Annotated in this window: 18 protein-coding genes; 14 read left to right on the forward strand and 4 right to left on the reverse strand. The window is 65.5% G+C overall.

Translation table 11 applies throughout. The annotated features are described in order from the left end of the window. Positions 1-115 precede the first annotated feature (115 nt). The 5 genes from rpsB to CJZ82_RS01720 all read left to right on the forward strand — a co-directional run bounded on the left by rpsB (position 116) and on the right by CJZ82_RS01720 (position 6,272). Positions 116-832, forward strand: a complete 717-nt coding sequence (gene rpsB / locus CJZ82_RS01700) for a 30S ribosomal protein S2 (RefSeq protein ID WP_094554142.1) — start codon at positions 116-118, stop codon at positions 830-832. A gap of 111 nt (positions 833-943) precedes the next feature. Continuing rightward, positions 944-1,606 carry a translation elongation factor Ts gene (gene tsf / locus CJZ82_RS01705; protein WP_094554036.1) on the forward strand — a complete coding sequence of 221 codons (663 nt, stop codon included), beginning with the start codon at positions 944-946 and terminating at the stop codon, positions 1,604-1,606. Positions 1,607-1,675: 69 nt separating this feature from the next. After that, entirely contained in the window at positions 1,676-3,019 is a 1,344-nt protein-coding gene (locus CJZ82_RS18200) for a hypothetical protein (RefSeq protein ID WP_158218465.1), read from the forward strand. Continuing rightward, positions 2,977-5,505: an ATP-dependent DNA helicase RecG gene (recG, locus tag CJZ82_RS01715; protein WP_094554038.1), complete on the forward strand. Its 2,529-nt coding sequence runs from the start codon at positions 2,977-2,979 to the stop codon at positions 5,503-5,505. The genes CJZ82_RS18200 and recG overlap by 43 nt, the downstream gene beginning before the upstream one ends. 20 nt (positions 5,506-5,525) lie before the next feature. After that, positions 5,526-6,272 carry a M15 family metallopeptidase gene (locus CJZ82_RS01720; RefSeq protein ID WP_143593498.1) on the forward strand — a complete coding sequence of 249 codons (747 nt, stop codon included), beginning with the start codon at positions 5,526-5,528 and terminating at the stop codon, positions 6,270-6,272. Here CJZ82_RS01720 and CJZ82_RS17610 read toward each other — a convergent pair. Both CJZ82_RS17610 and sir read right to left on the reverse strand, forming a co-directional pair. Continuing rightward, entirely contained in the window at positions 6,242-6,619 is a 378-nt protein-coding gene (locus CJZ82_RS17610) for a hypothetical protein (protein ID WP_143593499.1), read from the reverse strand. The genes CJZ82_RS01720 and CJZ82_RS17610 overlap by 31 nt on opposite strands. Further along, positions 6,619-8,382: a sulfite reductase, ferredoxin dependent gene (gene sir / locus CJZ82_RS01725; RefSeq protein WP_198949619.1), complete on the reverse strand. Its 1,764-nt coding sequence runs from the start codon at positions 8,380-8,382 to the stop codon at positions 6,619-6,621. The genes CJZ82_RS17610 and sir overlap by 1 nt, the downstream gene beginning before the upstream one ends. A gap of 157 nt (positions 8,383-8,539) precedes the next feature. On the opposite strand from sir, the gene glyS reads away from it, so the two are divergent. After that, the gene (glyS, locus tag CJZ82_RS01730) at positions 8,540-10,708 is read left to right on the forward strand and encodes a glycine--tRNA ligase subunit beta (RefSeq protein ID WP_094554040.1); all 2,169 of its coding nucleotides are present in this window, start codon (positions 8,540-8,542) and stop codon (positions 10,706-10,708) included. Between the two features lie 18 nt (positions 10,709-10,726). On the opposite strand, the gene chlP is transcribed toward glyS, so the two are convergent. Beyond that, positions 10,727-12,133 (reverse strand): geranylgeranyl reductase, encoded by a 1,407-nt coding sequence (chlP, locus tag CJZ82_RS01735; protein WP_233129962.1) that lies wholly within the window; start codon positions 12,131-12,133, stop codon positions 10,727-10,729. A 176-nt stretch (positions 12,134-12,309) separates the two neighbouring features. On the opposite strand from chlP, the gene CJZ82_RS01740 reads away from it, so the two are divergent. The 7 genes from CJZ82_RS01740 (at position 12,310) to ccsB (ending at position 18,857) form a co-directional block, all read left to right on the forward strand. Continuing rightward, positions 12,310-12,999, forward strand: a complete 690-nt coding sequence (locus CJZ82_RS01740; RefSeq protein WP_233129963.1) for a M15 family metallopeptidase — start codon at positions 12,310-12,312, stop codon at positions 12,997-12,999. A 101-nt stretch (positions 13,000-13,100) separates the two neighbouring features. Continuing rightward, positions 13,101-14,906, forward strand: a complete 1,806-nt coding sequence (gene typA / locus CJZ82_RS01745) for a translational GTPase TypA (RefSeq protein WP_094554042.1) — start codon at positions 13,101-13,103, stop codon at positions 14,904-14,906. Then, positions 14,903-15,268, forward strand: coding sequence for a DUF309 domain-containing protein (locus CJZ82_RS01750; protein WP_094554043.1), 366 nt, complete (start codon positions 14,903-14,905; stop codon positions 15,266-15,268). Before typA ends, CJZ82_RS01750 begins: the two co-directional genes overlap by 4 nt. Continuing rightward, on the forward strand, positions 15,265-15,966 hold the full coding sequence (locus tag CJZ82_RS01755; protein ID WP_369820004.1) for a hypothetical protein: 702 nt from the start codon (positions 15,265-15,267) through the stop codon (positions 15,964-15,966). Before CJZ82_RS01750 ends, CJZ82_RS01755 begins: the two co-directional genes overlap by 4 nt. Then, a complete protein-coding gene (gene lptB / locus CJZ82_RS01760) occupies positions 15,963-16,691 on the forward strand; it encodes an LPS export ABC transporter ATP-binding protein (RefSeq protein WP_094554044.1) in 729 nt (242 codons plus the stop codon). Before CJZ82_RS01755 ends, lptB begins: the two co-directional genes overlap by 4 nt. A gap of 83 nt (positions 16,692-16,774) precedes the next feature. Further along, entirely contained in the window at positions 16,775-17,893 is a 1,119-nt protein-coding gene (locus CJZ82_RS01765) for an LptF/LptG family permease (RefSeq protein ID WP_369820008.1), read from the forward strand. A gap of 55 nt (positions 17,894-17,948) precedes the next feature. Then, the gene (gene ccsB, locus CJZ82_RS01770) at positions 17,949-18,857 is read left to right on the forward strand and encodes a c-type cytochrome biogenesis protein CcsB (protein ID WP_094554046.1); all 909 of its coding nucleotides are present in this window, start codon (positions 17,949-17,951) and stop codon (positions 18,855-18,857) included. Between the two features lie 70 nt (positions 18,858-18,927). On the opposite strand, the gene rpe is transcribed toward ccsB, so the two are convergent. Further along, entirely contained in the window at positions 18,928-19,611 is a 684-nt protein-coding gene (gene rpe, locus CJZ82_RS01775; RefSeq protein ID WP_094554047.1) for a ribulose-phosphate 3-epimerase, read from the reverse strand. Positions 19,612-19,778: 167 nt separating this feature from the next. Here rpe and glpX point away from each other — a divergent pair, with 167 nt between their 5' ends. After that, the gene (gene glpX, locus CJZ82_RS01780) at positions 19,779-20,783 is read left to right on the forward strand and encodes a class II fructose-bisphosphatase (RefSeq protein WP_094554048.1); all 1,005 of its coding nucleotides are present in this window, start codon (positions 19,779-19,781) and stop codon (positions 20,781-20,783) included. The last annotated feature ends 4 nt before the right edge of the window (positions 20,784-20,787 follow it).

Consider the following 20,787-nt stretch of genomic DNA (forward strand, 5'->3'; position numbering starts at 1 on the left):
AATAAACCGCACACCTGTCCGTTTCGGGTGCTCAGTCGGCTTCGGTGCTCCTTTTTCAGGGGTCATCGCGTCTGATCCCTGGCAGGTGGAGGCGAACCCGAAACCCTTCCCAACCATGGCTGTTGTCACCCTCTCCGAGATGATGGAGGCTGGGGCCCACTTCGGGCACCAGACGCGTCGCTGGAATCCCAAGATGTCGCGCTACATCTACTGCGCACGCAACGGGGTTCATATCATCGATCTAGTGCAGACCGCAGTCTGCATGAACAACGCCTATAAGTGGACTCGCAATGCCTCCCGCAGTGGCAAGCGTTTCCTCTTCGTTGGCACCAAGAAACAGGCTTCCGAGGTGATCGCCATCGAGGCCACCCGCTGCGGCGCCGCCTATGTGAACCAGCGCTGGCTGGGGGGCATGCTCACCAACTGGAGCACGATGCGTGCGCGCATCGACCGCCTCAAGGATCTCGAGCGGATGGAGAGCTCCGGCGCCATCGCCATGCGACCCAAGAAGGAAGCAGCTGTACTGCGTCGGGAACTGGAGCGTCTGCAGAAGTACCTCGGCGGCCTTAAGTCGATGCGCCGTCTGCCCGATGTGGTGGTTCTGGTCGACCAGCGCCGGGAGAACAACGCCGTGCTGGAGTGCCGCAAGCTCGACATCCCCCTGGTGTCGATGCTCGACACCAACTGCGACCCTGACCTGGCCGACGTGCCCATCCCCTGCAACGACGACGCGGTTCGCTCCGTGCAGCTGGTGCTTGGCAGGCTCGCCGACGCGATCAACGAAGGTCGCCACGGCAGTCAGGAGCAACGCGCCGAAGACGACGAGGCCTGAAGCCAGTCGACACCATGAACTCAGGCCCTGGCCTGAGTTTGTCCTGGGGTTCCAAGCTGTCTGGAACCCCTGAATCACTCCCCCCAACCCTTCCCCTCCCTAACTCCTCCCATGGCTGAGATCTCAGCGAAGCTCGTCAAGGAACTGCGCGAGAAAACAGGCGCCGGCATGATGGATTGCAAAAAGGCGCTCGGTGAATCCGCCGGCGACATGGGCAAGGCCGCCGAGTGGCTGCGCCAGAAGGGCATTGCCACCGCCGAGAAGAAAGCCGGCCGCACGGCTGCTGAAGGCGCCATCGGCAGTTACATCCACACCGGTGCACGGGTTGGTGTGCTGGTCGAAGTGAACTGCGAAACCGACTTCGTCGCCCGCGGTGAGATCTTCCAGGAGCTGTTGCGCAATGTGGCTATGCAGATAGCAGCCTGCCCCAACGTCGAATATGTCAGCACCGAGGAGATTCCCGCCTCGATCGCCGATCGCGAGAAGCAGATCGAGATGGGTCGTGACGACCTGGCTGGCAAACCCGACAAGATGAAGGAGAAGATCGTCGAGGGGCGCATCGGCAAACGCCTCAAGGAACTCGCCCTGCTGGAGCAGCCCTTCATCAAGGACAGCTCGATCACCGTGGCTGAACTGGTCAAGCAGGTGGCCGGCAAGATCGGCGAGAACATTCAGGTGCGTCGCTTCACCCGATACACCCTCGGTGAGGGCATTGAGGTGGAGCAGGCCGACTTCGCCGCCGAGGTGGCCGCCATCACCGGCAAGGCGGCCTGAGCTGAGCGCGCCCCTGGCGTCCCCCTTCCGTCCCCCCGCCTCAGCCGATTGGAGACCAGCGCCAGCGCGTTGTCAGAAGCCCACGGGCACCTGGAGCGGATCCGCCGGCGTCTGGGGGAGGGTCATCGGGATCTGTATCACGACCTGGCCCTCTACCTGCAGGTGTTGCGCGACGGTCTGCTGGAGGCCGTGCAGCAGGCCGTCTTCCATGTGGCCACCCAGGTGGTACCTGAGCGCTATCAGCAACTGAACGATCGCCAGCGCCAGGAGTTGCCCAGGCGTCTCGAGCAACTGGTGCAGCGTTGCGGCTGCCTGCTGACCCTTGAGCAGCTGCTGGTCCTGGCGCGCCAGGTCCAGAATGAACAGAGGCGCCAGGGGCTGCAGCAGCAACGGCAGTTGGCCCGGGCCCTGGCGCAGATGTCCGGCGGAGCTGACGAGGGCGACTCAGAGGATGACTGGGACGAGCGTGAGGAAGCCGAGGGCTCGATCCGGCTGGATCTGAACCTGCCCCTCTCCGCCGAGCTGTTCTCCGGTGGCATCCCTGCCCTGGCCGGCCTCACCAGGCTGGTGGCCCCTTCGGCGGAGTGGGTGGCCGAAGAAGGGCGCGGCGACGAAGACGGCCATGACGATGACTACGACGTTGTGGAGGAAGGCGACGAAGCAGGAGAGGGAGAGGACGAAGACCTGGACCTGGACCTGGACCTGGACCTGGAGGAGTCGGCCCTGAAGGGATTGGGGGAAGTGGATGGATTGGAAGGTTTGGAGAACCTCGAGGCCGGGGACGTTGTTGCCGCCGAAGCGGAGCCCGACGATCCCACTGACATCCTGCGGGCCCTGCTGGTGATGGCCGTACCCCCCGAACGCCGCTCCCAGGTTCAGGATCCTGATCACCAGCGTCCCGGCACCTCAACAAGACCACTGCCGCAGAGGTCGGATGAAGCCGATGGGGATCAGGGCCTGGTGCCCCAGCAGCCGGTGGAGCTGCTGGAGTGGTGGAAGGCGCTGGACCAGGCGCTGCAGCGGCGTCTGCGCAACCTCTCCCACGCCATCAATCTGGATCTGATCAAGCTGGGACTCACCCGCAGCCTGCTGCCACTGAACCTGCTCGATGCCGTGCTGCAGGGAGACCTGGAAGCTCTGCCCGCCCCGGCCAACCTGCTGAAGATTCAATTGCCCTTCAGCAGCCCTGACATGCCGATCCAGGTGCAGGCCCTGGGGGTGCTGCTGCGCACCAGCGACCTCGAGTACGAACAGCCCCGTCTGCGCACCTGCCGCAAGCGCCTCGAGCAGCGCCGCGCCAGCGTGCGCAAAATGGCTCAGCAGTATCGCCACTGGCAGCGGCGGGCCCGGGCACTGGAAGCGGAACAACAGTGGATGCAGGACAGTCAATCCACCCCCGAGAGCCCAGCCTGAACCATGGAGGCTGGATCACCACCCTGCAGCAGGCGTTGCAGCTGGAGGTGGAGCGTGGGTTCGAGAACCTGCAGGGCCGCCGAGAACGGTTCAGCCTCTTTCTGGAGCGCCAGTGCCGCCAGCCACCGGAGGAGCTGATCCGCCGGGTGCCGGAGGCGGCGCCAGCCCTGATCGCCCTGGCGGAGCTCTTCGCCTCCTACGACACGTTGCCGCTGGCCCAGCGCCAGTCATTGCTGAGGCGATGCCGGGAGCGCCTGCACAGCCTGCGCCAGAGCCTGGATCCCCCCCGGCCGCCCGGCCCTCCGCGCCTGAAACTGGCCCCCCAGGAGCCGGCCTCCAGCAACGGTGGCTCGGGAGCCCACAGAACGGCCAGCCCCATCCAACCCGACACTCCCCTGGCCGAGGTGCCGGGAATCGGGCCGAAAACCGCCACGCGGCTGGCGGGGCTGGGGTTGCTGCTGGCTTGCGACCTGCTGCGTCACTATCCGCGTGACTACCTCGATTACGCCAACCTGGTGCGCATCAGCGAGCTGGTGCCTGGCAGCACAGCCACGATCGTGGCCACGGTTCAGCGCTCCCATGCCTTCGCCAGCCCGCGCAACCCCCGGCTGGTGATCCTGGAGCTGCAGCTCCGCGACATCACCGGGCGGCTGCGATTGAGCAAGTTCTTCGCCGGCAAACGCTTCAGCTCACCGGGCTGGCTCAAAGCCCAGCAACGCCAGTTCCCGCAGGGCTGCAGCGTGGCCGCCAGTGGCCTGGTGCGCCAGACCCCCTACGGCCCCACCCTGCAGGATCCCCTGCTGGAGGTGCTCGACTCCCCCGGAACCCCGGTGCGCTCGCGTCAGATCGGACGGCTGGTGCCGGTCTATGCCCTCACCGAAGGTCTCGGCGCCGAACGCCTGCGCCAGGCCATCCAGACCGTGCTGAGCGCCGCAGCTCACTGGAGCGATCCCCTGCCGGCAGCCCTGCGGCGGCAGGAGGGCCTGCTGGATCGATCCGCCGCCTGGCGAGGGCTGCACGATCCCGCCGATCACGACGACCTCAGGGCCAGCCGCCACCGGCTGGTCTTCGATGAATTCCTGCTGCTCCAGCTCAGCCTGCTGCAGCGGCGAGGGCAGCTGGCGAGGCGGCCGGCACGGCCCCTGCGACTGCCGAAGGGGCAGAACAACCTGATGGCCTCCTTTCTGGAGTTGCTGCCCTTCCAGCTCACCGAGGCCCAGCGGCGGGTGCTGGCCGACATTCAGGCCGATCTGGAGCAGGAGCAGCCGATGGCCCGCCTGCTGCAGGGAGATGTGGGCAGTGGCAAGACCGTGGTGGCGATCGCAGCCCTGCTGGTGGCCATCGAAGCCGGTTGCCAGGGGGCCCTGATGGCCCCCACAGAGGTGCTGGCCGAGCAGCATGCCCGCAAACTGGGGGAGTGGCTGAGCCAGCTGCACGTGAGCACGGCCCTGCTGACGGGATCCACCCCGGCGGGGCGGCGGCGCCAGCTGCTCCAGGACCTGGCCAACGGCCAGCTGCAGCTGCTGGTGGGCACCCATGCCCTGCTGGAGGATCCGGTGACCTTCGCCCGCCTGGGGCTGGTGGTGGTGGATGAGCAGCACCGCTTCGGAGTGCGCCAGCGTGACCGACTGATGGGCAAGGGCCTGCAGCCCCACCTGCTGACCATGACCGCCACCCCGATTCCGCGCACCCTGGCCCTCTCGGTGCACGGCGATCTGGAGGTGAGTCAGATCGACGGCCTGCCACCTGGGCGCACCCCCATCCGCACCCGACTGCTGCGCGGCGGCCAGCGCCAGGAGGCCTACGAGCTGATCCGCGAGGAGGTGGCCCGGGGCCAGCGGGCCTATGTGGTGCTCCCCCTGGTGGAGGAGTCGGAGAACCTTGACCTGCGCTCGGCGGTGGCCGTCCACCAGCAACTGCAGGAGGAGGTGTTCCCGGACCTGCGCGTGGGCCTGCTGCACGGGCGGATGCCTAGCCCCCGCAAACAGGAGGCGATCAACGCCTTCGCCAGCGGCAGCTGTGATGTGCTGGTGTCCACCACGGTGGTGGAGGTGGGCGTCGACGTGCCGGAGGCCAGCGTGATGGTGATCGAGCACGCCGAGCGTTTCGGGCTGGCGCAGCTGCATCAGCTGCGGGGCCGGGTGGGGCGTGGGGCAGCGGCCTCCCATTGTCTGCTGATCAACGATGGCAGGGCCGGGCAGGCCCAGCAGCGGCTGGAGCTGCTGGTGCGCTCCAGCGATGGCTTCGAGATCGCCGAGATGGATCTGCAGCTGCGGGGGCCAGGGCAGGTGCTGGGAACCCGCCAGTCGGGCCTGCCCGACCTGGCCCTGGCCAGCCTCAGCGACGATGGGGAGGTGCTGGAGCATGCCAGGGCTCTGGCAAGGCGGCTGCTGGAGCACGACCCCGAGCTGGAGAGCCATCCAGGCCTGCGCCAGGCGCTGCTCGAGCAGCGGCAGCGGCAGGTGGATGCCGGCAGCTTGAATTGAGTCCTCTGCCATCCCCGCGCGTGAGCCCCAGCCTGCCCAGGCCCTGGAGCCCGATTCCCATCCAGGACACAGCCGAACCGCTGATTCCCCTGCCGAGGCAGTTGCTGCGCCTTGAGCCCCACCCCTACACGTCGCTGGGAGCGCCCTACGGCGACGGCTGCAGCCCCTTCCAGCTGCGCAGCGGTGTGGTGGAACGCCTGCTGGTGGCCCAGGGCGAGCTGAAGCGCCGGCACGGCGATTGGTGCCTGGCGATCTTCGATGGCTGGAGGCCCGTGCGGGTGCAGCAGTTCATGGTGGAGCACACGATCGCCAGCGAATGCCGCCGGCTGGGAGTGGACCCCCGGCAGAGCGGGCCCGAGCTGGAGGCGGTGACGGCGGAGGTGGGCCGCTTCTGGGCCGCCCCCAGCCCTGATCCGGCTACGCCACCGCCCCACAGCACCGGCGGGGCGGTGGATCTCACCCTGGCCACTACAAGCGGAGAACCGCTCGATCTGGGCGGGGAGATCGATGCGATCGGAGCTGTCTCGGAGCCCGATCACTACGACCCGGCGCGGCGATCGCAACGCCTGGATGACAGCTGTGGGGCAAGGGAGCTCGAGCTGGAGTGGCACCAGCGCCGCGGCCTGCTGGGCGAGGTGATGGCGGCAGCCGGATTTGCCCAGCACCCCAACGAGTGGTGGCACTTCAGCCACGGCGACCAGCTCTGGGCCTGGCGGCAGGGAGCTGCGGCTGCTATCTACGGGGGCTGGGATCCAGGCAGGGGCTGACGCTGCAGTTCCCGCCAGATGCGATCGGCTTCCTCCCTGCTGATCCGGTTCTCGTTGGCGCAGCGCTTCAAGCTGGCCTCCCCCAGCTCCAGCTGCATCTGACGCAGGCGTTGCAGCACCTGCGGGGGTTGATCCGCAAATAGCAGCAGCTGGCTCTGGTAAGCCTTGAGCAGTTGCTCCGACCGGCAGGTGTCGCCGTCGGGCTTGTAGATCTTGACCGGAGTTTTCGGAGGCGGCGCCATCGTGCGGGCCCGAAGTGGGGACCCCAAGGGGCTGAGCGCCACCAGGGCCAGGCTGGCGGAACCCAGCAGCAGGCTGGCAAGACAGGACCGCACACGAGCCGTCATCAGCTCTCGGAAGGGAGCAGCGCCTGAATTCGTTCGGCGCCAAGGCTGGAGACGAACTGGCCGAAGCTCTGACGCCCGCCTTTGCTCTTCCAGCTCAGCAGAAGCGGCTCGAGGGTGGTCTCAAGATCCACCAGGGGCATGCGCTCCAGGTACGGAGCCGCCAGCTGGGTGAGGTTGGGGGTGCCGCCCAGCCAGAGCTGATACTGCTCCACGCCGCTGCCCACCAATCCAACTTCGGCCATGTAGGGCCTGGCGCAGCCATTCGGGCAACCAGTCATCCGCACCAGCAGCGGCCGCTCGATGCCGAGCCGTTCCAGCAGGGCCTCCAGGCGCTCAAGCACCGCCGGCAGGATTCGCTCCGATTCGGTGATCGCCAGGCCGCAGGTAGGCAGGGCCGGGCAGGCGATGGCATGGCGCGCCAGCAACGACGGTGCTTCCGGCGTCTCGAAACCGAGGGCCGCGAGGGCCTGCTTCACGCTGCTGCGCTGGGAGGTCCCGATCGAGCAGAGCAGCAGGTCCTGGTTGGGGGTGAGCCGCACCTCCAGCTGATAGGTCTCGACCAGGCGGCGCAGGCCGCGCTTGCGCTCACCCTCGAGCCGGCCACAGAGCAAGGGCAGCCCCACGAACCAGAGCCCACGGTACTGGCGATGCCAACCCAGATAGTCGTCCAGACGAGACTTCGGTTCTGCCCGCATGGGCTTGATCGGCGCTTCCAGGTAACGGCCGAGCTCCTGGCGGAACCAGTCGACCCCGCGGTCATGGATCAGGTATTTCATGCGGGCGTGGCGCCGCTGCTCCCTGTCGCCGTGATCGCGCTGGAGGGCCACGATGGCCTGCACCAGATCGAGCACATGCTCAGCCTGCACGTAGCCGAGGGGGTCGGCGGTGCGGGCGAAGGTTTCGTCCTTGTTGTGCGTGCGGCCCATGCCGCCGCCCACATAGACGTTGCAGCCACGCAGACGGCCGGAGGGGTCGGTGAAGGCCACCAAGCCGATGTCCTGGGTGAGCAGATCAACCGAGTTGTCGCCCGGCACGGTGACGGCCACCTTGAACTTGCGGGGGAGATAGGTGCCTCCGTAGAGCGGCTCGTTGGGGTCACCGCTGAATCCAGCCCCCTGCAGCTGCCGCTGACGCACGCGCTTAACGGCCGCGGCCGGCTTGAAGCGATAGCTGTGGTCGCCATCCACCCAGAGATCCAGATACGACCCCTCAGCCGCCAGCGGAGCGATCAGGTCGGCGATTTCGTCGGCCAGACGCCTGGCGGCGGGATAGCCACCCTTCTCGAAAGGAGCTGCCGGGGCCATCACGTTGCGGTTGATGTCACCGCAGGCAGCGAGGGTCGAGCCCATCGAGCGCACGATCGTGCCGATCACCTCACGGATGTCGGCCTTGGCGATGCCATGCATCTGGAAGGCCTGGCGGGTGGTGAGGCGCAGGGTGCCATTGCCGAGGCGGTCGGAGAGATCGTCCATGGCCAGGTAAAGGGGCACCGGAATGCGGCCAGCCGGGCTGCGCAGGCGCAGCATCATCTGCCAGTCCTTCTCCTGGCCCTTCTGGCGGTTGTCGCGGTTGTCCTGCTGGTAGCTGCCATGGAACTTGAGGATCTGAACGGCCCCATCGGTGAAGAAGGGCTTGTCGTTCTCCAGTTCGGTGGACAGGGGCTCCTTGAGATAGTCGCTGGCCGCCTTCAGCCGCTCGAACTTGCTGGGGGGCTTGATTGCGCTGCCGTTGGCGGGCGGAGAGGATCGAGAGGCTGCATCCACAGCGTCGGTTTCAAGCGTGGTGCTGCCGGATCCCGACGACTTGACTTGACGGTCGGGGGTGAGAGTCACAGCAGAGGCACCAGCGTCACTCGAAGGTAGCGAAGCAGGGTGAGGCTGACGGGCTTTCAATACAGTCACAGGCTGCTGAGCTGTGCGAGTGGCCACGTTCCTGCTGGAAATCGGAACCGAAGAACTGCCGGCCGATTTCGCGCGCCTGGCCCTGCCGCAACTGGAGGAGCAGGTGCGACACGACCTGGCCGCCCAGCGCCTGCCCCATGGCCTGGTGGAGGCCACCGGCACACCGCGGCGCCTGGTGGTGCGCGTTGCCGATCTGCCCCTGCGCCAGCAGGACCTGGCTGAGGAACGCAAGGGCCCCCCGGGGGGACAGGCCTTCATCGACGGGCAACCGGGGCCGGCCGCCATCGGGTTCGCCAACCGCTGTGGCGTCGATCCAGCCAGCCTTGAGCTGATGGACACCCCCAAGGGCCCGTTCGTTTTCGCCCGCATCCTGCAGCCGGGCCGACCCAGCGAAGAAGTGCTGGCGGAGCGCATCCCTGCCTGGATCACCGCCCTGCAGGGGAGACGCTTCATGCGCTGGGGCGAGGGGGAGCTGCGGTTCAGCCGCCCGATCCGCTGGCTGGTGGCCCTGCTCGATCAGCAGGTGATTCCCGTGGTGCTGGAGGGCAGTGATCCCTTGATCAGCAGCGGCCGGATCAGCCGTGGCCACCGGCTGTCGGAGGACACCCTCACCATCCCCGACGCCAACCTTCACAGCGAGCTGCTGGCTGCAGCCGGTGTACTGGTGGAACGCCAGCAGCGGGCCGACTGGATCCGCCGGGAGGTGCTCGCGGCTGCCAGCGCCGCCCAGGCACGGCCTGATTTCCCCGAAGAGCTTTTCGAGGAACTGGTGGATCTGGTGGAAAGCCCCAGCCTGATCGAGGGTTCCGTGGAGCAGCGTTTCCTGGACCTGCCGCCGGAGGTGCTGAGCACGGTGATGCGCAGCCACCAGCGCTACGTACCCCTGCGCCGCCTGGAAGCGTCGGAGGATCCCCTGGCCCTCTCGGCCCAGGACAGCCTGCTGCCCCGGTTCATCTGTGTGGGCAATGGGTTGCCGGGAGCAGCCGCCACGGTGCGGCGTGGCAATGAGCGGGTGCTCAAGGCCCGGCTGGCCGATGCAGAGTTCTTTCTCCAGGCCGACCGCGCCATCAGCTGCGAAGAGCGGCGGCAGCGCCTCGTGAGCGTCACCTTCGCCGAAGGGCTTGGCAGCTTGCTCGATCGCAGCGATCGCCTGTACTGGCTGAGCCATCTGCTGCTGCAGCACCTCTCGCTGACTCCGGAACATCGGGAGGCGGCCCTGCGGGCCGCGCATCTGTGCAAGCACGATCTGGTCAGTCAGATGGTGGGGGAATTTCCCGAACTGCAAGGGGTGATGGGAGCCAAGTACGCCCTGGCGGAGGGGGAATCCAGGGCCACGGCCCTGGCGGTGCTGGAGCACTATCTGCCGCGTGGAGCCGGGGATCAGCCGCCCAGTTCCGATGCCGGGGCGGTGGTGGCTCTGGCCGAGCGCTTGGAGCTGCTCCTGAGCATTTATGCCAAAGGAGAGCGGCCGAGCGGATCGTCAGACCCCTATGCCCTGCGCCGGGCGGGCAACGGCGTGCTGCAGATCCTGTGGGAGCGAGGCTGGTCTCTGAATCTGATCAGTCTGCTGAATCAGGCCAGCACCCACTGGGCCCAGGTGTTGCCCGACCTGCAGCTCGATGCCCTCTCACTCGCAGGCGAGCTTGTGGAAGCCCTGCGCCTGCGCATGGTCTCCCTGCTCGATGAAGAAGGCTTCGATTCCGACCTTGTCCAGGCCGTGGCAGGAGATGGGGTGCCAGCCGAGCGGCTGCTGGGTGATCCGATCGACGCACGCAAGCGCCTGGCCCTGCTGGCCCAGCTCCGCATGAACGACCAGCTGGCACAGGTGCAGGCCGTGGTTCAGCGGGCCGCGCGGTTGGCGGTGAAAGGGGATCTACCGGCCGACGTGTTCAGCCCAGGGGAGGTGGTGGATCCTGCCCTGTTCAGCTCCCCCAGCGAAACGGGCATGTTGCAGGTGCTGATGCAGCTGGTGCCGATCCTGGCTGTTGACGACGGGGAGACCCGTTACCCCCTGCTGGCCAACAAGCTGGCTGAGGGGGCTGAAGCCCTCTCAGCCTTCTTCGATGGCGCCAGCAGTGTGATGGTGATGTGCGACGACCTGTCCGTGCGCCGCAATCGCCTGAACATGCTGGCGGTGTTGCGCAACCAGGCCAGCGCACTGGCGGATTTCAGCAAGCTGAGCAGCTGAGGCTGGTCATCCCAAGCCTCAGCTCTTGGACGTCAGCGCGGGCTCCCGCTCCTCCCTGGCCTGAGGCTCGGCAACCACGGGCTCGGCGAGAGGCTCTTTCCTGGCTTTGCCCACTCCCTGCAGCTGCTCTGATTCCTGGGCCAGGCTGGCCAGCCAGGTTTCCATTTCTTCAGGGCTGCGCACCACGCTGGGCACAGGCTTGTACGACTGAGGGGCCAGGGCATTGCCACGCAGCACGGCACCAAGGGTGAGCAGGGTGAGCTTGATCTGCTGCCAGGGGTTCATCATGACAACCCGCTTGTAGAGATAGCTGTCGAAAGTGAGACGTTGTACGTCCTTGTCGTCACACATCTCGACGAAGGCTTCGCGGGCCGCATCGTTGCGATAGAAGATATTCTGAAGGATTTCCAGCACCTTATAGGTGGCGCCGTACTGCTTGTCCCACTTACGGATGTAAACCTTGAGGTCAGCTTCGCTGGGAATCTTGGCTCCGGAGGCACTGGCAGCAACGATCTGCTCGGCACACATACGGCCACTCTTGGCGGCGAAGTAGATCCCTTCGCCAGAACTCTTGGTGACGTAGCCGGCGGCATCTCCCACCAGGGCCATGCGGCCCACGACACGACGGGGACGCGGATGCTCGGGAATCGGGTGGGCCTCCACCTTGATCACCTCACCGTGCAGCAGCCTGGCACTGGCCCGCTTACGGATGCCCTTCTGCAGGCTTTTGATCAGAGCCTGATTCTTCTGCATCGTTCCCGTACCCACAGCCACGTGGTCGTACTTGGGGAAGACCCAGGCATAGAAGTCGGGGGAGACATCGGTGCCGACATACATTTCCGCCAGATCCTCGTAGTAGCTCATCTCCTCCTTGGGCAGGCGGATGCGCTCCTGGAAAGCAATAGCCACGTTGTAATCACCGGCATCCATGGCCTTGGCCACGCGGCTGTTGGCTCCGTCGGCACCGACGATCAGATCCACTTCAAGGCTCTTGATCTCCCCGGTAGGGCCACCGCCGGAGTAGTCGGCGTAGTGGAGCGTGTAGGGACCCTGGCGGGCTGAGCCGGTGTCGATCGACTGAACCAAACCGTTGACCAGATGGGCACCGAGCTCGGCGGCGCGGTTGCGCAGGAACCCATCGAGGATTTCCCGGCGGCACATGCCGATATATTCGTGCTCGTTTTCAAGATGGATATCCACCTCACGATTGGAGGGGGAAATCATGCGCATGTTGCGCACCTTGCGATCGATGATCGACTCAGGGAGATCGAATTCATCAACCATGCAGAGCGGAATCGCACCACCGCAGGGCTTGGCATTGTCAAGCTTGCGCTCGAAGAGCCAGGTTTCAATTCCCGCCTTCGATAGCACTTCGGCTGCGCAGGAACCGCTCGGGCCGCCACCCACCACTGCGACTCGCAACATCTTGAAACCTGCTCCGCGGGAATGATCCTTGAGCGCGAAGCTAACACCCACGCTCGGCGTGATGTTGATCAAGCCAGGGCTGACATCTACGATTGTGACGAAGTTTGTTACGAGGTTGCGTGCCACCGCGAAGGCCGCAGCGCCTGAAGCGCAGCGAACAGCGCGAGGATCTGCCGGTGGCGCGCCGCACCCTGCCCGAGGCCCGTGGCCGAAGGAGCCTGCTCAAGCCAGTGGCCACCACGACCGTCGTACTGCTGGTGTTGACGGCCGGTGGGATGCTGCTCTTCCTTCAGCCCCTGCGGCTCTGGCTGGCGCCCCAACCGGTGCCTGGCCTTGAGGCACGCCAGAGCCTCGACGGTCGCCTGCTGGGTCACTTTCCCTATCCCGAAGCGCCCGCCAGCGGCCTGGAGGCGGTGGCCCCTGGCCTGAAGCTGCGACCGGAGGCTGCCAGAGCCCTGCTGGCCATGCAGCGCGCCGCCAACGCCGAGGGCGTCGACCTGAGGTTGCTCAGCGCCTTTCGCTCGAAAGAACTGCAGAAGGGCATCTTCTTTGATGTCAAGGCCGAGCGGAACCAGACCGCCCAGGAACGAGCCGAGGTGAGCGCGCCACCGGGATTTTCAGAGCACAGCACTGGCTATGCGGTCGATCTCGGCGACGGCGCCACCCCCCAGAGCCATCTGAGCGAAGGGTTTGATCGCACCGCAGCCTTCCGCTGGCTTGAGGCCAATGCCAATCGCTTCCACTACCAGCTGTCCTTTCCAAGGGGAAACAGCCAGGGGGTGAGCTACGAGCCCTGGCACTGGCGCTACGAGGGATCTCTGGAGGCCTTACGCCTGTTTGAGCCGGCCCGTCAGCTGGGCCGCTGAACCGATTGAGCCTATGGCTTAAAGGAGGTGCTGGGATAAGATGAGGGATTGTTGCAACCGGTTTCGGTTGCTGCGGACAAGATTAAGAGAGAGAATCCTGTATGAGCGCCAATCAGAGCGCACCGATCCGCAACATCGCGATCATTGCCCACGTTGACCACGGCAAGACCACCTTGGTGGATGCCCTGCTTCAGCAATCGGGCATCTTCCGCGAAGGGGAGGCAGTGCCCACCTGCGTGATGGACTCCAACGATCTGGAGCGCGAACGCGGCATCACGATTCTCTCCAAGAACACTGCCGTCGATTATGCGGGCATCCGCATCAACATCGTCGACACCCCTGGCCACGCTGACTTCGGCGGAGAAGTGGAGCGGGTCCTGGGCATGGTCGATGGAGCGCTGCTGATCGTGGACGCCAACGAGGGCCCGATGCCCCAGACGCGTTTCGTGCTCAAGAAAGCTCTTGAGCAGGGTCTGCGTCCGATCGTGTTCGTCAACAAGATCGACCGGGCACGGGTGGACCCTGAGCAGGCCGTCGACAAGGTGCTCGACCTGTTCCTGGAGCTGGGAGCCGACGACGACCAGTGTGATTTCACCTATCTCTTCGGCAGTGGCATGGGCGGTTACGCCAAGCCCGACATGGCCACGGAGAGTGAAACGATGAAGCCGCTCTTCGACGCCATCCTGCGTCATGTGCCGCCACCGGTAGGCGATCCCGAGAAGCCGCTGCAGATGCAGGTCACCACTCTCGATTATTCGGACTTCCTCGGCCGGATCATGATCGGTCGGATCCATAACGGGACGATCAAAGCCGGCCAGAGTGCGGCACTGATCCGAGACGACGGCAGCATCAAGCGTGGTCGCATCAGCAAGTTGCTGGGCTTCGAAGGCCTGGCCAGGGTAGAGATTGCCGAGGCGCGCGCCGGTGATCTGGTGGCCGTGGCCGGTTTCGATGAGGTGAACATCGGCGAGACCATCGCCTGCCCTGATCACCCCGAAGCCCTGCCGCTGATCCGGGTTGATGAACCCACTCTGCAGATGACCTTTGTGGTCAACGATTCTCCCTTCGCTGGCAAGGAAGGCAAGTTCGTCACCAGTCGCCAACTGCGTGATCGCCTCCAGAAGGAGCTGCTCACCAACGTGGCCCTGCGGGTCGAGGACACCGATTCCCCAGACCGCTTCGCCGTCAGCGGCCGTGGTGAACTCCACCTCGGCATCCTGATCGAGACCATGCGCCGGGAAGGCTTCGAATTTCAGGTTTCGCAGCCTCAGGTGATCTTCCGCACCATCGACGGCACCCCCTGCGAACCAGTCGAAACCCTGGTGATGGATGTCCCCGAAGATGCCGTTGGCAGCTGCATCGAGAAGCTGGGAACGCGCAAGGGCGAGATGCAGAACATGGAAACCGGCAGTGATGGCCGCACCCAGCTGGAGTTCGTCGTTCCGGCCCGGGGCCTGATCGGCTTCCGTGGAGAGTTCGTGCGGGCCACCCGGGGCGAGGGGATCATGAGCCACTCCTTCTTTGAATACCGCCCTATGCAGGGCGATTTCGACGCTCGCAGGAACGGGGTCCTGATTGCCTTCGAGGAGGGAACAGCCACCTTCTATGCCCTCAAGGGCGCTGAAGACCGTGGCCAGTTCTTCATCACTCCCGGCACCAAGGTGTACAAGGGCATGATCGTCGGGGAGCACAACCGGCCACCCGACCTTGAACTCAACGTCTGCAAGGCCAAGCAGGTCACCAACATCCGCTCGGCCGGTGCTGAGGTGCTCGACACGCTGCAGTCGCCGATCCAGATGACACTGGAGCGGGCCTTGGAGTACATCGGCCCTGACGAGATGCTGGAGGTGACGCCGGAATCGATCAGGCTGCGCAAGCTGCCGGCGAAAAAGACCGCCAAGCGTTGAGCGAGGTGCTGGAGGACGACCCCCGCTTCCGGCATGCGGTCGTCCTCTTCAATGCCGGTCAGTGGTACGCCTGCCACGACGGGCTTGAGGAGCTCTGGCATGAAACCCTGGGGCCTGACCGGCCCGTGCTCCAGGGCATTCTTCAGATCGCCGTTGCCCATCTCCATCTCGAGCGAGGCAACCAGCGAGGCGCCACGATCCTGCTGGGAGAAGGTGTGGGCCGTCTGGCCCGCAGCGGTTCTGAGGCCCTCGGTCTCGACCTCGTTCACCTGCGGCAGGCCAGCACGGCCCGATTGCGCTGTCTGCAGGCTGGCGGTGACCCAGCCGCACTGCCCCTGCCCAGCCTGCAGCCGCAGCCTTGAGCGTCCGCCCTGAAGCTGGGCTCCAGGCATTGGCCCGTAGATTGCCAGCTTCGATTGAGTTCGCTCACCCCATTGCCGTTGAGATGCTGATCACTGCCCGGCTGAGCACTCTCCTGCTGAGCCCGCTCCAGCTGGATCCCATCCAGTGGTCTGGGTCCCTTCAATGGCGACGGCCAAAGCTGGCGTTGACGGCCCTCAGCGCCATCGCTCTAGTGCTGGGCTCAGCTGCCATTGGCCGCGCCCAGCCGATCCAGCTCCAGCCCGGGGGACAGGTCGGTCCGGCCCTTGATCAGGTGCCTGCGGCGCCAGCGCCAGCGCCAGCGCCAGCCCCGGCACCCACCGGCCAGGTCACGATCGAATCCGACAGCCAGCAGGCCGATAATGTCACCGGCATCATCACCGCCACAGGCAACGTCAGGATCGTCTATCCAGATCGCCGGGTGGTGGCCACCTCTCGCCAGGCTCAGTACTTCACCAGGGAGGGGATGATCCTGCTCAGTGGTGATGTGGATGTGATACAGGAAGATGGCAACCTGCTGCGGGCCGACCGGGTGACCTATCTGGTGGAGCAGGAGCGGGCCCTGGCCCAGCCACTGGAAGGCCAACAGGTGTTCAGCAAGTTGTTGATCCAGACCAAACCCCAGATCCAGCCGTCGCCTGGACCGCAGCAGCAGCCCTCCACCCTCCCGCTTCGATGAGTCTCTCCCTGGAGAGCGTGGCCCTGAGCCTGGGGGGCCGGCCCCTGGTGAAGGAGGTGAGCCTGCAACTCGAGCCTGGAGAGGTGGTGGGCCTGCTTGGGCCGAACGGGGCAGGCAAGACCACCACCTTCAACCTGGTGACGGGCCTGCTCAGGCCCGACAGGGGTCAGGTGCTCCTGGATGGCCACCGGGTTGAAGGGCTGCCGATGCCCAAACGGGCACGGCTGGGCATCGGCTATCTGCCCCAGGAAGCCAGTGTGTTCCGCCAGCTCACCGCTCGGGAGAACCTGCAACTGGCGCTGCAACAGAGCGGCACCCCGGTGCGGTTGCGGCGTCAGCGCTTGGAGCAGTTGATCGAGGAATTCCATCTCAGCAAGTTCCAGCACCGCCGTGGCTTCCAGCTCTCAGGTGGTGAGCGCCGGCGCTGCGAGGTGGCCAGGGCCCTGGCGGTGGGCCGCGAGGGGCCGCGCTATCTGTTGCTGGATGAACCCTTCGCGGGCGTCGATCCCCTGGCGGTGGCTGATCTGCAGACCTTGATCGGCAGCCTGCGCCAGCGCGGCATGGGCCTGCTGATCACCGACCACAACGTGCGCGAGACCCTGGCCATCACCGATCGCGCTTACATCCTCACCGAAGGGAGCATTCTTGCCTCAGGCCCCTCCTCCGAGGTGGCCAGCGACCCCCTGGTGCGGCGTCACTATCTGGGCGAGGGATTTCAACTGTGAGCGCAGCCACCAAGGCCGAAGCCAAGCCAGCGGTTCAACGCCTGCTCCGGCCAATCACGCTGTCGTGGCAGCGGTTGCCGCTGATGGATCGCTGGCTCACGGGCGAGCTGATGGGACCACTGCTCTTCGGAGTCGCGGCCTTCACGGCGGTGTCGCTGTCGGTGGGAGTGGTCTTCGAGCTGGTGAGGCGTGTCGCTGAATCCGGTCTGCCGTTGCTGACGGCCCTGCAGGTGCTCGGCCTGCGGATGCCCGGCTTCCTGGTGCTCTCGTTTCCAATGGCCACCTTGATGGCTACCCTGCTGGCCTACAGCACCCTTTCCAGCAACAGCGAACTCATCGCCCTGCGCAGCGTGGGGGTGAGCACCTGGCGCATGGTGTTGCCGGCATTGATCGTGGCGGTACTGATGAGTCTGCTTACCTTCATGTTCAACGACCTGATCGTTCCGAGCGCCAATCTGGAGGCCTCCAACACCTTGAATCAGGCCCTGGGCAAGGCGATCGCGGCGGAGAAGGGGAGCAACATCATTTATTCGCGCTTCAGCCGACGCCCCAGCAAGTTGGATGAAAGCGGCAGCGAGCGCTATCTCTCCCAACTCTTCTACTCACGACACTTCAAGAATGGGGAGATGGAGGAAGTCACGGTCCTTGATTTCAGCAGCCCCAGTGGAACTCAGATCCTCAAAGCCAAAAAGGGCACATGGAACGATGGGGCAGGAATGTGGGAGTTCAGCGACGGACAGATCGTGCTGGTGGGCGACAATGAAAACACAACCTCAGCCAAGTTCGATCGCTATCTATACCCGCTCGACCAGGGGCCTCTCAAGCTGGCGGCTCTGCCCAAGGATGCGGCCGCCATGTCTGTATCGCAGGCGATGCGGGCTGAAACTCTGTTGCGGGAAGCCGGGGATCAGAAGGAAGCGCGGCGGATGAGGGTGCGCATTCAGGAGAAGTTCGCCTTCCCGGCCATCTGCCTGGTGTTTGGTCTGATCGGAAGCAGCCTGGGGGTAAGACCCAACGCACGCACCAGCCGCAGCCAGGGGTTCGGCATCAGTGTGCTGCTGATCTTTTCCTATTATCTGATGTCTTTCATCTTCAGCTCCCTGGGGGTGAAGGGAACTCTCGGGCCCCTGCTCGCAGCCTGGTCGCCAGTGCTGATCGGGTTGATGCTGGGTCTGCTCCTGTTACGCCAGGCCAGCCGCTGAGCCAGGCCTGCAGGCAGACTGGGCGGCAGATCTGTCCCGCCACGAGCGTGCTTTTGTGAACGATCCGGTGCTCTCCCTCGGCCTGCTGGCCTTCGCGCTGCTGCTGGTGGCGCTGCCTCTGGCCTTCTGGGGCCTCAGCGGCGGTCGCACCAGCAGCCCCGTGCGCCTGCTGGTAGCGGCCGCCAATCTCAGCCTCACGGCCCAGCTGACCCTGCGCTGGTGGGAGTCGGGCCATTTTCCGATCAGCAATCTTTACGAATCCCTCTGCTTCCTGGCCTGGGCCTGCACCCTCACCCAGCTGCTGGTGGAGCGCTCCTGGCCCAGTCCACTGGTGTCCGCGGCGGCAACACCCATGGGCCTGGGCTGTCTGGCCTTCGCCAGCTTCGCCCTGCCCGATCGGCTGCAGGAGGCCTCACCCCTGGTGCCGGCCCTCCGCTCCAGCTGGCTGGTGATGCATGTGAGCGTGATCATGGTGAGCTACGCAGCTCTGCTGGTGGGATCGCTGCTCTCAGTGGCAGTGCTGTTCACCGAGCGCGGCAAGGACCTGCAGCTGCGCAGCAGCTCCATCGGCAGCGGCGGCTATCGCCAGGCAAAGCTGGCTGGAGAAGCCGCCGACCTGAGCCTGAGCAGCGTGTCGATCGGCGTAAGCGAGCAGCTTGACAGCCTCAGCTACCGCACGATCACCGTGGGCTTCCTGCTGCTTTCGGTGGGCCTGGTGAGCGGTGCCGTCTGGGCCAACGAAGCCTGGGGCAGCTGGTGGAGCTGGGATCCCAAGGAAACCTGGGCCCTGATCTGTTGGCTGGTCTACGCCGCCTATCTGCACAGCCGCCTGAGCCGGGGCTGGCAGGGTCGCCGTCCCGCCCTGTTGGCGTCGGCAGGCCTGGTGGTGATCGTCGTCTGCTACATCGGCGTGAACCTGCTAGGGATCGGCCTGCACAGCTACGGCTGGTTCCTGGGCGCCTGACGGGAAGCCGGGCCAAAGCCCGCTTCCCGTCGCTGCCTGCCGTACAACGGCGGCGACGCTGAAGAACCGCTCAGACCAGTACGGCCTCGGGGCGGCGGCTGTGGCGAATGCCCTCGATCGCGACGCGGTAGTCGGGGGCATTGAACACGGCCGAGCCGGCCACGATGGCATTGGCTCCGGCTTCCACCACCTGCCAGGCGTTGTTGGCCTTGAGGCCCCCGTCCACTTCGATCCAGGGATCGAGTCCACGCTCATCACACATCCGGCGCAGGCGGCGCACCTTCTCCACGGCCGAGGGGATGAAGCTCTGCCCCCCGAAACCGGGGTTGACACTCATGATCAAGACCAGATCGCAGAGCTCGAGGCAGTACTCGAGGGTGTCCAGGGGAGTGCCGGGATTGAGCACTGCGCCGGCTTTCTTGCCGAGGTCCTTGATCTGGCCGAGATTGCGGTGCAGGTGCGGGCAGGCTTCGACCTGCACGTAGATGTGGTCGGCACCGGCCTTGGCGAAATCGCCCACATAGCGCTCCGGCTCCACGATCATCAGGTGGACATCGAGGGGCTTGCTGGTGACGGGGCGCAGGGCCTCGACGATCAGCGGGCCGATGGTGATGTTGGGAACGAAACGGCCATCCATGACGTCGACATGGATCCAGTCGGCTCCAGCCTCGTCAACGGCCCTGACCTCATCACCGAGGCGGGCAAAATCAGCGGAAAGGATCGACGGGGCGATCACCAGAGGCTTCGTGCTCATGGTTGGGGCCACCGGGGGCAAGGGAGCCCGCTGATTGTAGGAACGCGGGGTGGGGGGTCTCACGCGGCGCTGATACAGTGACGCCCGCTTCTTGTCGGAAAGACCTTGCCGCAGCTGGTCTGCCTGTCTTTCTGCTGACGCCTTCATTCTCCCCCTGCCGGACCGTCGTGGATCGCACCCTCATTCAGGAATTGCTCGAAGTTGTCGAGCAGGCCGCCATCGCCTCCGCCCACCTCACAGGGCTTGGCAAAAAAGATGAGGCTGATGCCGCCGCCGTCGAAGCGATGCGCATCCGAATGGGCTCCATCGCCATGCAGGGGCGGATTGTGATCGGCGAGGGCGAGAGAGATGAAGCCCCGATGCTCTACATCGGCGAGGAAGTGGGCAGCGGCACCGGCCCCGGCGTCGATTTCGCCGTGGATCCCTGCGAAGGCACCAACCTCTGCGCCAATGCCCAGGACGGTTCGATGGCAGTGCTCGCCGCCTCCGACCGCGGCGGGCTCTTCAATGCTCCCGACTTCTACATGAAGAAGCTGGCGGCACCCCCGGCCGCCAAGGGCAAGGTGGACATCCGCAAGAGCGCGACCGAGAACATCGCCATTCTGAGCGAATGCCTGGGCATGCCCGCCAGCGACCTGACGATCGTGGTGATGGACCGCGCCCGCCACAAGGACCTGATCGCCGAGATCCGCGCCACCGGAGCCCGGGTCAAGCCGATCAGCGACGGTGACGTGCAGGCCGCGATCGCCTGTGGCTTCGCCGGCACCGGCACCCACTGCCTGATGGGCATCGGCGCTGCCCCGGAAGGTGTGATCTCCGCGGCGGCCCTGCGTTGCCTCGGCGCCCATTTCCAGGGCCAGCTGGTGTACGACCCCGCCATCGCTCAGACCAGCGAGTGGGCCGACTACACCAAGGAAGGCAACATCGAGCGGCTCAACTCGATGGGCATCACCGACATCGACAAGGTGTACGAGGCCGAGGAGCTTGCCTCCGGTGACAACGTGGTGTTCGCCGGAAGCGGCATCACTCCGGGCCTGCTGTTCAAAGGTGTGGTCTTCGAGCGCGACTGCACCCGCACCAGCAGCCTGATCATCAGCTCGCTCGACTCCTCGGCCCGCTTCACCGATACGGTGCACATCAAGCCCGGCGCCCAAAGCGTCGCCCTGCGCTGAGCCG

This window comes from Synechococcus sp. 1G10, from assembly GCF_002252625.1.
Classification (GTDB): domain Bacteria; phylum Cyanobacteriota; class Cyanobacteriia; order PCC-6307; family Cyanobiaceae; genus Regnicoccus_A.